Below are 14,378 nucleotides of genomic sequence, written 5' to 3'. Positions count from 1 at the left end.
GTCACCGGTTAGCTGCGGCGGCATCGTCCACTGTCGAGATACCTGCCCCCGCTGACGTGGAACGTTGTTACCTGTTGTGACACCTGGCTGCGAGCAGCCAAACTCGGGACCGTCCTGGGCTTGCAACACACCCCCCGCATCTGACACGAGGCCACATCGGCCCTGGCATGAAGCAGCGGCAGGCGCACGTGATGATCACCAACCGTCCGACCCCCGTCACTCGGCGCAACCACCGTAGCAAGGAGAGCCGAACTAAGACAGCTTGCAGAGAAACAGGTTTTCGCGTAATAGATGGCCCTGGACCTCCCTACCGCAACCGTCCTGGACGCCCTGCTCATCGAAGGCTGGTGGGTGATGAAGTCCTGATCGGCTACAGCTTCTGGGGATTGCATCCTGGACCTCCCCGACGGGGGGCGCAGTTACCGCCGGACGCTCGTCGATGGGCTACGCGCCGTCGGTCACGACCTCGTGTTCCTTCAAACCGACCGCGACCTCCATGAAGCGGTACTCGACCTGGCCGATCACTACCGGTGGGCCGCCGGGCTCCCCAACCTCGACGCACTGTTTCTCGAACGCTTTCGACACGAACTTCGGCCCCCGCCGCCGCACAACTACCCCACCTGGTGGCCGGCAAGGGGCCCGACACCCGCCGCTGGCCCGACCTCAACTTCGCTGCCGAGTCCCGTTCCCCTGGTCGCCGAGATCCACGGAAGCGCGCTCGCCACCGTGCTGCTGCTCCCAGAGCGGTACGCCCGCGCCGGCCAGGTCACCCAACGGATCTTCGAAGCGGTCCTCGCCGGCTGCGTGCCGCTTCTGCACGACCTCCCACACCACCTCCCGTCGTCCGCCAACCTCCGCGGACCGGATGTGGGCTGTGCGGCAACGCGACCTGCGGCAGACTCGGGCCTGTGCCAACTCGGCCGTTCATTCGCAAGGTTCGTTTCGAGATCCGTCCGTGGGGCAATGGCCCCGACCCAGCACGCGAGTTGCTGCCGTACGTCGACACGGTGAGCCTGGTGGACCTGGTTTCGGCCTTCGAGCGTGCCGCTGGCTACGACGTACCCGGGCAGTATGCCGGGATCGTGCTTGATTACTTCAACTTCGGCGACCTGACCAGCTACCTCACCGGACGACCAGACTCCGGGTACTGGGCGAGAAAAGGCGCGATCGCCCTACTTGGTTGCGACTGCGGCGAGGTCGGCTGCTGGCCCCTGGAAGCCCAGGTGATCACCGCTGGCGACGTGGTGACATGGCGCGGCTTCGCCCAGCCCCACCGTCCCGAGCGCGACTACGGAGACTTCGGTCCATTCGTATTCCGTCGCAACCAGTACGAGCGCGCAGTCCGCGAGGCCGTTGCCGCCGCATCCAGTTCTTGACGTCAGGTGGAAAACGTGCCCGCCGTAGTCCAGCAGACCCCGAAGGAGGTCGACCACCCAATACCGGCCAAGCCGGCCGATGGTAGCGGAACAACTGTTGGCGTCTCACACCGCTCACCATCGATGGACGCTTTGACGGACCGAATGCGGATCACAGCCCGGCCGACAATCCGATCGACGTCCATGGCGAAAACAATTTCAGAATTGTCGATCAGAGGTAGGATGACTGATTTCCTTGCTGGTCACGGGCTGGTCGTCGCTCTCATCGTCGACCGTGATTGCCCGCCGCCGGCCGCCATATCGGGCATATGGACGGGCACGCCGCCCTGTCGGAACCAACCGCGCACGGCTGCTTGACACATACGATGCGGAGCTACGCCGAGGCGGGATTTGCCCGATCGGGATCTCAGCGCGATCATTGGCACGCGGCCGGCGAGACCTGCGCCGTACCTCACCTGACAGAACCACCGAGGAATCGCCTCATGCGCAAGCTTGTGTACTACATCGCCTCGACGCTGGACGGCCACATCGCCGGTCCCGACGGGGCCGACCCCACCGGCCCCGGCGGCTTCTGGCCGATCCCCGAGGACTACCTGCGCCACCTGATCGCCGAGTATCCCGAAACCCTGCCGGGACCGGCCCGGCAGGCTCTGGGCGTCACCGCCGCCGGAAACCGCTTCGACACGGTCCTCGAGGGCCGCCGCTCCTACGAGCTCGGTCTGAAGGCCGGCGTCACTGACGCCTACCCCCACCTACGCCACCTGGTGTTCTCTCGCACCCTGACCGAGAGCCCGGACCCGGCCATCGAGATCGTCTCCGGCGATCCGATCGCCAAGGTGCGCGAACTCAAGCAGCAGGAGGGCAAGGATCTGTGGCTCATCGGCGGCGGTGAACTGGCCGGCGCCCTGTATCCCGAGATCGACCAGCTCATCGTCAAGCTCGCACCGCTGACCATCGGCACCGGCATCCCGCTGTTCGGCCGAGGCGCCGTCTTCGACCCTCGCACCTGGAAGCTCACTGACCACACCGTCTTGGACAGCGGCGCACTCTTCCTCACCTACGCGCGCACGTCAGCCGATCAGTCGGCATAACGGACGGCGTCGGACTGCACTTCGCGGCACCCGACGCCGGCCGGGGCGTCCGGGCCTGCGGCGTACGCCCAGCCCGGATGCTCCACGCGGAGGCCGCTCCCAGCCGGGACATGATCGGCGAGGAATCGCGTCTGCTGCTCTACACCACGGCCGAGCTCTACACCACGGCCGACCAGTAACCGGCGCCGGAGGCCGCACTTCTCGAGCGGCGCCCTGGGGCAACCCGCAGGTGACAGCTACTCTGAGCAGGTGACAGCTACTCCGATCGTGGCGGGATCTGCCGCGTGCCTGACCTGGCTTTCCGAGTCGGTCGCCGATCGGTCTGCTCCCTGAGTAGCGCGCAGCTCGGCGACGCACGACAGTTCAGCGTACGGGGTCAGCCGGGCCGCCCGGGCCGCGACTGCGCACCCGCGCTCGACCTCGTTCGCGTCGAGATAGGCGTCAGCCAGCCAGGTCAGGTAAAGAGCCTTGTCGCGGGCGTGGGTGTCGTCGTACCGGTCGAGCGTGGACTCGAGCACGGCCACCGCGCGCGAGTGCGCGGAGGGACATGCCGCGGGCGGTTCGGAGGTGGCGCATCCGGCCGGCGAAGTCCTCGATGGCGTCAGCTATTGGGGCTCCCAGGTGGCGGTCTGGGAGGCGACCCGCCGGCCTCTGCCTCGCGCAATGGTCAAGGCTGCGGTCGGCCGGCGTCGGTGACCGCCGTCAAGCTGCTCGTCCTGTCGACTCCGCTCGGCCTTCGACCGGTGAGATCGGTTGGCTTGGCTGTACGGATGGCTGTACTGGCAAGCTTTGGGCCCTCGGTCCGTGGGCCGCAACGATCTACAACTCCTCAGGAGCAGGCCGAAGCAGGCCTAGCTGCGGGTCGAAGCAGACAAGGCCATGCTCAGCGGCAATTCGTGCGGCACCGGCCGACACTTCCTCACGGCGGCTGTACACCATCGGGAAGTAGATGAACGGTCCCGATGCCTCCTTGATCAGTGGCCCCGTCGCCCACGGGCTCCGCTCGTCGTCGTCCTCAGTAAGGTCGATCCACCGCTCGAGCAGGGCTTCGACGTAGGCTCGGATACGCGGCGTCGGCGGGATCTGCCCGTTCGTGACGTACCGCTCGTAGAGCGCCTCGAACGTGGTCAGCGCTGCGGCGTTGTCAGCGGGCCTGTCGCCTTCCCACACCGCTAGGTCGTAACTCATGCGCCGAAGTGTGCCAGCCAGCACTGACATGTCGCGCTGGGCTTACCGCTCGATGACTGACGTTGGGGTCAGAGAAAGGGGTCAGGGGCGGTCAGTCATGACCGCCCCTGGGATGTTCTCGCTGGTGCGCCGCCAGGGACTCGAACCCCGAACCCGCGGATTAAGAGTCCGCTGCTCTGCCAGTTGAGCTAGCGGCGCTCGCTGACAACGGGAGAAACCTTAGCACGGGGCCGGCGCGGGGCTCCAATCAGATACCCCGTACGAGCCGGTCACTCGAAGCAATCGGACAAAAACGAACAATAACGACCAAATATCGGGCACCCTGATCCCAAGAACCCGGCAGTCATACGGCACGATGTTTCCGGGGATCGAGTGGACCGAGGTGGGGATGGTCACGAAGGCACGAGCCTGGGCGGCGATCGCCGCCCTGGCGGTGGTGGCGCCGTTCGGATTGGCGGGATGTGGCGGCGACGAGGGCGAGCGGCCGAGCTTCGTCAACGGCACGACGGGTGACTCCGGCAGCCCGAACCCGCCGGCCGAGCCGTTGGAGCTCACTGTCACGCCGGCCAACGGCGCCAAGAAGCAGCCGGTCAGCACCGAGATCGGCACCAGTGTCAAGGGCGGGAAGATCACCAACGTCAAGCTGACCGCGGAGGGCGGCGGCACCGTGCCGGGGGCGATGCGCGAGGACGGCTCCTCCTGGGTGCCGGCCAGTCCGCTGAAGTACGGCAAGACGTACACCGCCGAGGTGACCGCGACGACCCCGTCCGGGCAGACCGAGACGAAGACGACCACGTTCACCACGATGGCGAAGCCGAAGTCGGTGATCGGGTCGGGCCTCTACCTCTTCGACGACAAGACGTACGGGGTCGCGATGCCGGTGGTGGTCGAGTTCTCGCCGGGTATTCCCAAGAAGGACCGGGCCACGGTGCAGCGGCGGATGTTCGTCGAGACCGACCCGCCGCAGCCCGGCACCTGGTACTGGGTCGCGAACGGCACCCAGGCCTACTACCGGGCCCCGGAGTACTGGAAGCCCGGCACCACGCTCAAGGTGCGGATCGGCCTGGAGGGGATCCCGCTGAGCAACGGCCGGTACGGCAACGTCGACCGGAAGGCCACCGCGAAGATCGGCAGCCGGTTCGAGATGAAGGTCGACAACGCGACCAAGAAGATGAGCGTCTACGAGGACGGCAAGCTGATCCGGACCATGCCGGTGAGCCTCGGCAAGAAGAGCACCCCGTCGTCGAGCGGCACCATGGTGATCATGGAGAAGAAGAAGTCGACGGTCTTCGACACCCGGGACGATCCGAATCCGGCGAACCGGTATGTCACCGAGATCGACTTCGCCCAGCGGCTCACCTGGGGTGGCGAGTATATTCACGCCGCGCCGTGGTCCGTCGGCGACCAGGGGCGCCGCAACGTCTCGCACGGTTGCGTGAACGTCTCGACGCCGAACGCCCGCTGGCTCTTCGAACGCACCAAGATCGGTGACCCGGTGACCATAGCCGGCACCGAGCGGAAACTGGCCGACGGCAACGGCTGGACCGCCTGGAACCTCTCCTGGGAGGAGTTCGTCAAAGGCAGCGCGCTGCCGGTGCCGGATAACCTCGGGTCGTAGCGGGCCAGCGGGGACCGTCAGCCACACCGCGTCGACGACTGCCGGCCCATCGCCGCGAACCGCCCCGCCGTCGATCCTGTTCCGCGCGACGGGAAACGGAAGCGGGTCGGCTGGCGTCATTGGAACTGGATGACCCTGGGCGTCACACCAGGGATGGTCGTGGGCAACAGCACTGTGAGGGAATCATGCGAGTACGCCGAACCCAGGTGACAGGTCGCATCGTCAGTCCGGCGCTGGCGACATCGCGACGTCGGCTCTCGCCGGTCCGAGCGGTGGCCTCGGTCCTGCTCGCCGGGGCTCTCGCGGTCACCGCGACCGCCTGCAGCAACACCGGCGGCGAGGAGAATGGACCGTCCTGGCAGGGCGGCACCGGGGCGGAACAGCGGCCGAAGGCGTCGGTCAGCATCACCTCGCCGGCCGCGGACGCCAAGGACGTACCCGCCTCGACGGAGATCACCTTCACGAGCAAGGACGCCGTCGAGACCACGGTCGAGGTGAAGGACGCCAGCGGCAAGACCGTCAAGGGTCAGCTCACCGCCGACGGGACGTGGCTGCCGGAGAGGCAACTCGCGTACAACACGACGTACACCGCGACCGTGACCGCGACCGGCGACGACGGCAAGCCGGCGACGGCGACCAGCACCTTCACCACCATGGCCAAGCCCAGCAAGCAGGTCCGGGTGAGCAGCTTCCTGGGCGACGGTCAGGTCGTCGGGGTCGGCATGCCGTTGATCATCAGGTTCAGCCGGGCCATCCCGAAGGACTACCGGGACGACGTGCAGCGCCGGATGACGGTGACGTCCACACCGGCCCAGGAGGGAATCTGGCACTGGGTCAGCCCGACGGAGGTCCGGTACCGGCCGAAGATGTACTGGAAGGCCAACACCAAGATCTTCTACAAGGTTCAGACCGGCGGCCTTCCGATGGGTGACGGCTACTACGGCCGCAACGACCTCACCGTCGAGATCAAGACCGGTTCCGCACTGCTGATGACGGTCGACAACAAGACCAAGCAGATGACGGTCACCCGGGACGGCAGGGTCATCAGGACCATCCCGATCAGCCTCGGCAAGAAGAGCACCCCGTCGTCGAGCGGCACCATGGTGGTGATCGAAAAGAAGGCGAAGACCGTCTTCAACACCATGGACGACCCGAACCCGGAGAACCGCTACATCACCGACATCGAGTACGCCCAGCGGCTCACCTGGGGCGGCGAGTTCATCCACGCCGCGCCGTGGTCGGTCGCCGACCAGGGGCGCCGCAACGTCTCGCACGGCTGCGTCAACATGTCGACCGAGAACGCCAAGTGGCTGTTCAACCAGACCCGGGTCGGCGACCCGGTGGTGATCAAGGGCACCGAGCGCAAGCTCCAGAACGGCAACGGCTGGACCGACTGGAACATGAGCTGGGAGGAGTACGTCAAGGGCAGCGCGCTCCCGTACGAGCCGGCGGAGACGCCGAACGCCTGACCGCGCGAGCGGCGACGGGGCCCGGCGGCGGGGTGATACGGGCGCCGCTCGGTATGGAGCCGCCGAACTCGCTCTCCAGCAGCAGCCGGCCGAGCTGCCGGTAACCGGGCCGCGGACGACCGCCCGACGCGGGCCGCCCACGTGGACGCCTTCGGGGCCGGGCCGGGGTACGTATCCCCGGCCCGGCCCGTTCCGTCAGCGGTGTGGACCCGGCGACACCACGGCCGAGCGGCCGCAGCCGGGTGATCGGCCTCTCACACGCGGAAGCCCCCTCCGAGGGAGGGGGCTTCCGCGTACGGGCCGGACGGCCCGTGATCAGGGTGACTGATGGGATTTGAACCCACGACACCCGGGACCACAACCCGGTGCTCTGCCAACTGAGCTACAGCCACCATGTTCAGTTGAATGCGCAGATCAGTTGAATCCGCGCAAACATCGCGCCCAGCCCCAGAACTCGGCCGGGGCGACGACCAATGATAGCCACACCCCGCCCCCCGCCGTCGACCGGGTTGGCCCGAGCCGGCCCGGGTCGGCGGCCACCGGCCGGGACGCCCACGTCCACCGACCCCGGATACGACAGCTCGGCTACAACAGCTCGGCGGCGATGGCCTTGGCGGCGTCGACGTCCGGCCCGGGCAGCGGCACGAAGATCGTCCGCCGGTAGTACTCCAGCTCCCGAATGCTCTCCCGGATGTCGGCGAGCGCCCGATGGGCCAGCCCCTTGGCCGGCTGCCCGAAGTAGACCCGGGGGTACCAGCGACGACACAGCTCCTTGATCGAGGAAACGTCGATCATGCGGTAGTGCAGGTGGGCGTCGAACCGGGGCATGTCCCGGCTGAGGAAACCACGGTCGGTGGCGATCGAGTTGCCGCAGAGCGGCGCCGTCCGGGGATCCTTCACGTACGTCGTGACGTACTCCAGGACCATGTCCTCGGCCTCGCGCAGACTGACCGTCGAGCGGCGCACCTCTTCGGTCAGACCCGACTTCTCGTGCATCGCCCGGACGATCTCCGGCATGCCGCCCAGTGCGGCCTCGTCGGCGTGGATCACGACGTCCACGCCGTCGCCGAGGACGTTCAGGTCCCGGTCCGTCACCAGCGCGGCGACCTCGAGCAACTTGTCCTTGCCGAGGTCAAGCCCAGTCATCTCACAGTCGACCCAGACGAGAAGATCAGCCACGCCGCCCAGACTACGCGCCGCCCAGCAACCCGCGCCTCAGCGCTGCGGACAGAACGGCCCGCTAGGGTTTTCCCGTGCCCGCCGAGCCCCCCACCCCGCCCGCCGTTGTCGAGGACGATCCCGGCGGTCGGACCGCGCGCCAGATCGTCGGCGTGGCACTGGTCATCGGCCTGCTACCTGTCCTGTACCTCTTCGACACGCCGCACGACTTCTTCGATCTGAAGATCTACATGAGCGCGATGCGCTGGTGGGCGGAGGGGCACCCGCTGTACGACTACGCGCAGGCCGACGTCGTGCAGGGCGAGCTGTACTTCACCTACCCCCCGTTCACCGCGCTGCTGCTCCGACCGTTCGCCGAGCTGCGCCTCGGGCTCACGGTCACGATCTTCACGGTGCTCAGCCTGCTCGCCCTGCTGGTCACCACCTGGTGGCTGGTCAAGCCGCTCGCCGAGCGGCACCGGTTGCCGCGCTGGTTCGCGCTGGGCGTCGCCGTCCCACTCGTCCTCGCCCTGGAGAGCACCCGGGAGACCCTGGCGTTCGGGCAGATCAACATGCTGCTCGTCACGCTGACCCTGGCCGACCTGCTCTTCGCCGTACCCCGTCGGTCGCGCTGGTCGGGCGTGGGAGTCGGGCTGGCGACGGCGCTCAAGCTCTATCCGGGAATCTTCATCGTCTACCTGCTCGCCGCCCGGCGCTGGCGGGCGGCGCTGACCGCCAGCGCGACGGCAGCCGGGGCGACCCTGCTCGCCGCGGCGATCGCGCCGCGCGACTCGTGGCGGTTCTGGACGCACGAACTGTGGCTGACCGAACGGGTGGGGCGTACCGACTACACCGGCAACCAGTCACTGTTCGGCCTGCTCAGCCGCTTCACCACCCCCGGGAAGCCGAATCAGCTGCTCTGGCTGCTCCTGGTCCTCGTCATCGCCGGGTACGGGCTGTGGCGGGCGGCCCAGGCGGCGCGGGCCGGCGACGACCTGGCGGGGCTGACCCTGACCGGGCTGGTCGGGACCCTTGTGAGCCCGATCACCTGGACCCACCACGCGTACTGGTTCGTTCCGGCCCTGGTGGTGCTGGTCGACACTCTCCTCCGCCCGCCCGGTACGGAGTGCGGCGGCGGTGGGCGGCGACGCCGGGTCGCCCTGCTGGTCCTCGCCGTGCTGCTCGCCGTCGCGATGGTGTACGGGGTGGTCTCGTTCTACGACTGGGGGAAGGCATTCGCCCGGACCGACACGCCCGGCGAGTTCCTGCTCCGGAACCTCTACGTGCTCTTCGCGCTGCTCCTCCTCGTCGTGCTGCCGACGCGGAACGGCTCGGGAAGGCCGCGTACCGACGTCGTCGCGCCGAAACGCGAGCCACGCATCGGTTAGTAACAGAACTTGCGCCAAATGGACAGATCTATCTAGTCTGGTCTCAGGCAGCTAATCTGGGGACAACATCTGAAACGTCCCTTCGGTACACCGATCCCCCGGTGAGAGCGGCCCCCCGTGTCGGCAGCGCGGGGGGCCGCTCGCCGTCCCGGCCCCTTCCCCACCGTCTCCCACCCGCCGGATCGCCGTTTTCCGCCCGCCGGATCGCCAACCCGCCGGACGCGTCACCGTCGTCACCGGGCCCGGCAGCGACGCCGCCGGGTGGGTCGCTCGGGATACCGGCGGCGGCCCGTGCCGGCGTGGCGATGTCCGGCGGTGTGGCGATGTCCGGCGGTCAACGGGTCGGCGCCGGGTGCCGGCCCGCCTCGTCGCGCGGCCGTCCGTCATCCCCGGCCTTTCGGTCGGCACCGGCTGCCGCGGCCCGTGGCCCGGAGGCCGGATCCGACCTGGTCGACGGGTTCGGGACCCGCGCCGGGTCGGGAGTGGTGGACGGGCTCCCGGCGGTGGATGCGCTCGTAGCCGTCGACGGGGCCGGGGCGGTCGGGCGGCGGGAGGGCGCGTCGTAGCCCTTGGCCCGGTTGACCATCGGCCGGCCCGGTCGCGGCTGGTTCAGGTCGTAGCGGGCGGCTCCGGGGGTCGCCGGACGGAGGGCGGGTCGGAACCGGACCGGCGTCGGAGCGGCACGGTCTGGTGCCCCGGCGCCCGGCTTCCCCGCGGGCACCGCCCCGAGGACGGGCAGCGGTGTGCCGGCGTCCGCCCCCGCGGCGGCGGACGCCGGGGCCGCGCCGCCCGGCGCTGCCGCCGTGGTCTTGGGTACCGCCACCGGCGTGAACGCCGGACCAGCCGGGGCCGCCGGTACCGGCGCGGGTCGGGGTGGCGTCGGCACCGGCGGTGCCGGGGAGGGCAGGGGCGGCGTCGGGGACGGTGGGGGCACCGGCGCGGGCGGTGGCGCGGGCATCGGGGCCGGGGCGGGAGTCGGCGCCGGGGCACGATTGGCAGCGCCGACCGCGGGGTCGGTGACCGGCGGCCGGCTCGGGTCCGTCAGGGCCGCAGGCCGGACCGGTGACGCGGCCGCGCGCTGCACCGCCGCAGCGCCGCCCGGCACCGGTCGGATCGACCGTACGGCCGGCTCGGGCTGGGTGACATCGGCCCCGACCGGCTCCGGCCGGCCTGGCGGCGCCGTACCCGCCGGCGACGGGGTCTGGTTGGTCCGGGCTGCCGTCCGGCCGAGATCGTTCAGTGCGGCGATGCCGAGGCGGGCGGCGAACGCCGGGACCTGGTCGGGCTCGACCACGAAGACCACCTCCCGCGGCCGGATCGGCCGGGCCAGCAGCACGATTCCGAGCAGCGCGAACAGGCCGCCCACGGCCACCAGCACCCAGGCGACCGGCTCCAGCCAGCCAGGACGAATCTCGGCCCGCAGGTCGGCGACGATGCCGGGACGGGCGTCGGGTCGCATCACGACCAGACTCAGCCGGTGTCCGCGTACGTCGTCAGCGGTCAGGTCGAGCACGCCGACGCCGTACCGCACCCAGAGGCTCTGCGCGCCCGGCAGACCCACCCGGGCAGCGGCCGGCAGCCGTTCCGGGCCGGGTCCCGCGGACCCGCCCGGCTCGCGTTCCCGCTCCGGGTTGGCGACGTGGGCGGAGGCGGCTCTCCCCTCGGTCGGGGTCACCTCCACCGGCAGCACGCCCCGGGTCACGCTCACCCGGTCGATTCGGGCGTACGACGTCTCGGAGAGGTAGGTCGCCACCTCGGCGGCGGGGGCCAGTCCGATGAACGCGGGATCGGATCCGATGCGCGCGATGATCCGCATCCCGCTCCGGCCGGCCTGGACGAAGGGCGCGTCCCGGCGAAGCAGGGCACGCAGATCCGGTACGACGACGGCGTGCCCCTGCGTCTCGACCCGCTCCAACGGGCCGCCGAATCCGCCGTTCGGGCTGCGCTGCTGCGCGACGGTCCACAGTGTGGCCCCGGCGAGAAGCACCGGCAACCCGATGGCGAGCAGGAGTATCCCGGCGGCGAGCCGTACGAACCGCATTCGTGTCTCTCCCTCGTGGGTCGCGGCACCCACCGACCCCACAGGTCGGAGTACCCGCCGACCATACCGAGAGAAATCGCTTGAACACGGATTATTGCCCGAAAACACCGCTGGCCCGTCGGCAGTAGCCGACGGGCCAGCGGCGTGGCGCAGGATCAGGCGGTGGGTGGGGTGGCCGGACGCCGACTGCGGACGAACGCCAGGGCCCCCAGGACCAGCCCGGCCAACCCGGCGACGAGCCCCGCGATGCCGAGTCCGCGCGCGGTCGGATCGCCGTCGTCCGCCGAGTCCCCGGCGGGCTGGGCCACCGCCGACGCGGTCGGCGTCGTGGCGGCCCCGGGGGCCTCGGACGCGGCCGCCGGAAGCAGCTTCAGGACCGGCGCCGGGTCGTTCTCGGCCTCGGTCCCGTCGGCGGCCGGCGCCTCGATCCAGCGCGCCACGTTCCCGTCCGAGTAGTGCTGGAGGACGCGGAAGACCATCCGGTCCTTCGTCGGCAGCGGCCCCATCGAGACCGGGAACTCCTGGAACTCCCCGGGCTTGATGCCGGCGTCACGCGAGGCGGTCCAAGTGATCTTGGACACGACCTGCGACACCTGGCTGCCGTGCACCTCAACCGGCGGGTTGACCGTCCGCCGCTCGATCGCCACCGTCCAGCCGGGCACCGGCATCGTGGAGACCGACGCCACCGGTGCGTCGTCCGGCATCGTCACCTCCAGCTTCACCGTGGAGGCGGTGTCGCTCTCGGTCGGCACCCGGAACGCCACCCGGGCGTAGCCGCCCTGGGTCGCCTCCCGCGGGTTCACGGTGACGTGCGCGGACGCCGGGGCGATCAGCCCGAACACGCCGACTGCGGCGGCGCCGAGAACGAGGGCGGCGGAGAGCGCGGCCCGACGATGACGAATCATGAACTCCCTCTCTAGGTGATCGGCACGGTGCTGGTCACCGTGGCCTGGTCGATGTCCGAGGTCCGGAGCGTGAAGCTGAACTGCCAGTCACCCGGCCTCGGCAGGCTGATCTCGCCGGTCGCGTGGTTGTCGGTCAGCGGCAACAGCGGGATCTGGATCGGCTCGATCCCCTGGTCGGGCAGGGCGGCGGTGGCCCGCCACTCGACCACCGGCATCGGCTTGTTGTCCGGCGTGTACGCGTACAGGTGGATCGAGTTGCTCCCGGTTGTTGCCGGGTCCACCTCGACCTGGAGCGAGTAGAGCGAACTGGTCAGCGTGGCGCTGTAGTAGCCCGGGCCGCCACCGTCGGCGTACTCCTGGGCGGTGCGGGCCGGCGGGGTCTGCACCAGGACGGCGGCGAGCGCCACCACCACCGCCGTGATCGCGAATTCCACCCAGACGGCGCGGCGGAGCCGCCGCGTGCCCTGGGTCGGCCCGCCTCCGCTCCGCCCGGGCTCGGCCGGCGGTTCCGGATCGCCGCCGGCCCGCGGCTCGGGAGCAGCCCCGGTCCGCGCTCCGGCACCTGCCTCGGCCCGGTGATCTCCGTCCGCCTCGGCGGACGGGTCACGCTGCAGGTCAGGGTCGGGGCTGGCCGGCCGCCCGGACCCGGAGGCGCCGTCGCGGCCGACCGACGCCCCCACCTCGACCGGCGCGACCGGGGCGGCCTCCCCCACCGGCTCGGCCGGGGCCTCCTCCGCCGCCGAGTCCGCCCACTCCTCGGCGAGCAGCCGCCGCCGGACCGCCTGCCGCGAGTACGCGGCCACCGCGATGACCAGCGCGAAGAGCACCAACTTGGCGATGAGCAGCCGGCCGTACGTCGTCGAGACCAGGGCCTCCGGCGTACCGACCTCGATCAGCGCCTGCACCACCCCGGCGAGCAGCAGCGCGGAGACGGCGAGGGTGGCCCACCGGGACCAGACCGGCAGGATGGCGTCGAGTTCCCGCTCGGTCGCCCGCCGGAGCAGGAAGCCCCCGAGCATCACCAGTCCACCGAGCCAGACCGCCATCCCGGCCAGGTGCACGGCGTCGACCACCACCGAGACCGCCGGCACCGGCGAGGCGGCGGCGTGGCCGGCGAGCGGCCAGGTGGCGAGGCCGGCCGCGCCCAGGACGACGAGCAGGATCTGGTCGGCCCGACCGGCCTGGCCGGTGACCACCGGCCGGACCAGGATCGCCACCGCGGCCAGTATCCCCAGCCGGACCAGCAGCACCGTCCCGAACGTGCTGCCGAGGACGTCGCCGAGCGCGGCGCCGTCGACCGAGAAGAGCCCACCCCCGGAGGTGTAGGGGGCCTGAAGCCAGAGCGCGCCGACCGTCGACAGGGCGACCAGGCCGATCCCGGTCGAGATCAGCCGGCCCGGACCGACCCGACTCAGTCGGCGGGGCCAGAGCAGGGTGAGCACCAGCACCGGACCGAACACCAGGAGCAGGCCGGCGTACCCGAGGAACTTGGCGACCCGGACCGCGACCCCGACCGCGGGGTGGACCTGGTCGGCCCCGGCGTCCGTCGGCGGCGTCGAGGGCGCCCCGACGGAATAGGTGTACGCCCCGGAAACCGGATGACTGTCCGCCGAGACCACCCGATAGCTCACCAGATACGTCCCGCGCGGCCCGCCCGGATCGACCGGGACCGTGACGACGGCGCCGTTGAAGACCGGGTCCCCCCGGTCGACCCGGGCGCCGTCCGGCCCGATCACGCGGATCTTGTCCGGCACCTCGCGGACCGTCTCGCTGAACGTGAGGACCACCTCGGTCGGGGCGGTGGTCAGCACCGAATCCGCCACCGGGCTACTGCTCACCAGGACGGCGTGTGCGCTGGCCGGGGCGGCCGGACCGAGCAGGAGGGCGAGGGAGGCCAGCAGGAGTCCGAGGCTGGCGCCGATCCGGACCACCGGCCTCCGGCGGCGCGTGGCGGCCGGGGCACGGTCACGGTGCGCGGCGACCCGAGGGCGATTCGCAGCAGTCATGCCGGACATGGTTGCCGACCCGAGCCGTCCGGCGCGACCTCCGGTCACCCGGCCCCACCTCCCGTCCGGTCGCTCCCGCGCTGCCACGTACCGATAGTCGGTATCTGCGGCGGAAAAGTTCCCCGGACACCGGCCGGA

General features: G+C 70.4%; 11 protein-coding genes, 2 tRNA genes and 1 pseudogene. 5 read left to right on the top strand and 9 right to left on the bottom strand.

The window, feature by feature from the left end; translation table 11 throughout:
* Positions 1–444: 444 nt before the first annotated feature.
* Positions 445–609, bottom strand: coding sequence for a hypothetical protein (locus tag EF879_RS27245; protein WP_158624181.1), 165 nt, complete (start codon positions 607–609; stop codon positions 445–447).
* Between the two features lie 299 nt (positions 610–908).
* Between EF879_RS27245 and EF879_RS15375 the strand changes: the two genes are divergently transcribed.
* Positions 909–1,376: a hypothetical protein gene (locus EF879_RS15375; RefSeq protein WP_233604480.1), complete on the top strand. Its 468-nt coding sequence runs from the start codon at positions 909–911 to the stop codon at positions 1,374–1,376.
* 482 nt (positions 1,377–1,858) lie between these two features.
* A complete protein-coding gene (locus EF879_RS15370; protein WP_123559096.1) occupies positions 1,859–2,467 on the top strand; it encodes a dihydrofolate reductase family protein in 609 nt (202 codons plus the stop codon).
* A 236-nt stretch (positions 2,468–2,703) separates the two neighbouring features.
* Here the strand turns inward: EF879_RS15370 and EF879_RS27655 are convergent.
* From EF879_RS27655 to EF879_RS15355, 3 genes and pseudogenes are all read right to left on the bottom strand, one after another.
* Positions 2,704–2,997 (bottom strand): annotated as a pseudogene (locus tag EF879_RS27655) (hypothetical protein); the annotation flags it as partial.
* A gap of 289 nt (positions 2,998–3,286) precedes the next feature.
* A complete protein-coding gene (locus EF879_RS15360) occupies positions 3,287–3,655 on the bottom strand; it encodes a hypothetical protein (RefSeq protein ID WP_123559094.1) in 369 nt (122 codons plus the stop codon).
* Positions 3,656–3,777: 122 nt separating this feature from the next.
* Positions 3,778–3,853, bottom strand: a tRNA-Lys gene (locus EF879_RS15355).
* A 190-nt stretch (positions 3,854–4,043) separates the two neighbouring features.
* Here EF879_RS15355 and EF879_RS15350 point away from each other — a divergent pair.
* Together EF879_RS15350 and EF879_RS15345 are read left to right on the top strand one after the other, a co-directional pair.
* Positions 4,044–5,273: an Ig-like domain-containing protein gene (locus tag EF879_RS15350; protein WP_123559274.1), complete on the top strand. Its 1,230-nt coding sequence runs from the start codon at positions 4,044–4,046 to the stop codon at positions 5,271–5,273.
* 233 nt (positions 5,274–5,506) lie between these two features.
* Positions 5,507–6,742 (top strand): Ig-like domain-containing protein, encoded by a 1,236-nt coding sequence (locus EF879_RS15345; RefSeq protein WP_233604500.1) that lies wholly within the window; start codon positions 5,507–5,509, stop codon positions 6,740–6,742.
* Positions 6,743–7,061: 319 nt separating this feature from the next.
* On the opposite strand, the gene EF879_RS15340 is transcribed toward EF879_RS15345, so the two are convergent.
* Together EF879_RS15340 and orn are read right to left on the bottom strand one after the other, a co-directional pair.
* Positions 7,062–7,134, bottom strand: a tRNA-His gene (locus EF879_RS15340).
* A gap of 193 nt (positions 7,135–7,327) precedes the next feature.
* The gene (orn, locus tag EF879_RS15335) at positions 7,328–7,921 is read right to left on the bottom strand and encodes an oligoribonuclease (RefSeq protein WP_123559091.1); all 594 of its coding nucleotides are present in this window, start codon (positions 7,919–7,921) and stop codon (positions 7,328–7,330) included.
* 74 nt (positions 7,922–7,995) lie between these two features.
* On the opposite strand from orn, the gene EF879_RS15330 reads away from it, so the two are divergent.
* Entirely contained in the window at positions 7,996–9,288 is a 1,293-nt protein-coding gene (locus EF879_RS15330; RefSeq protein WP_123559089.1) for a glycosyltransferase family 87 protein, read from the top strand.
* Between the two features lie 334 nt (positions 9,289–9,622).
* Here EF879_RS15330 and EF879_RS15325 read toward each other — a convergent pair whose 3' ends face one another.
* From EF879_RS15325 to EF879_RS28160, 3 genes are all read right to left on the bottom strand, one after another.
* Complete coding sequence (locus EF879_RS15325; protein WP_123559087.1) at positions 9,623–11,329, bottom strand: hypothetical protein; 1,707 nt, start codon at positions 11,327–11,329, stop codon at positions 9,623–9,625.
* 155 nt (positions 11,330–11,484) lie between these two features.
* The gene (locus EF879_RS15320) at positions 11,485–12,234 is read right to left on the bottom strand and encodes a YcnI family protein (protein ID WP_123559085.1); all 750 of its coding nucleotides are present in this window, start codon (positions 12,232–12,234) and stop codon (positions 11,485–11,487) included.
* 11 nt (positions 12,235–12,245) lie between these two features.
* The gene (locus EF879_RS28160; protein WP_370375502.1) at positions 12,246–14,240 is read right to left on the bottom strand and encodes a copper resistance protein CopC; all 1,995 of its coding nucleotides are present in this window, start codon (positions 14,238–14,240) and stop codon (positions 12,246–12,248) included.
* Positions 14,241–14,378 lie beyond the last annotated feature (138 nt).

It is taken from the genome of Micromonospora sp. HM5-17, assembly GCF_003762835.1.
Classification (GTDB): domain Bacteria; phylum Actinomycetota; class Actinomycetes; order Mycobacteriales; family Micromonosporaceae; genus Plantactinospora.
The sequence above is the reverse complement of the archived record's forward strand: the minus strand, read 5'-3'. Positions and strand labels throughout refer to the sequence as shown.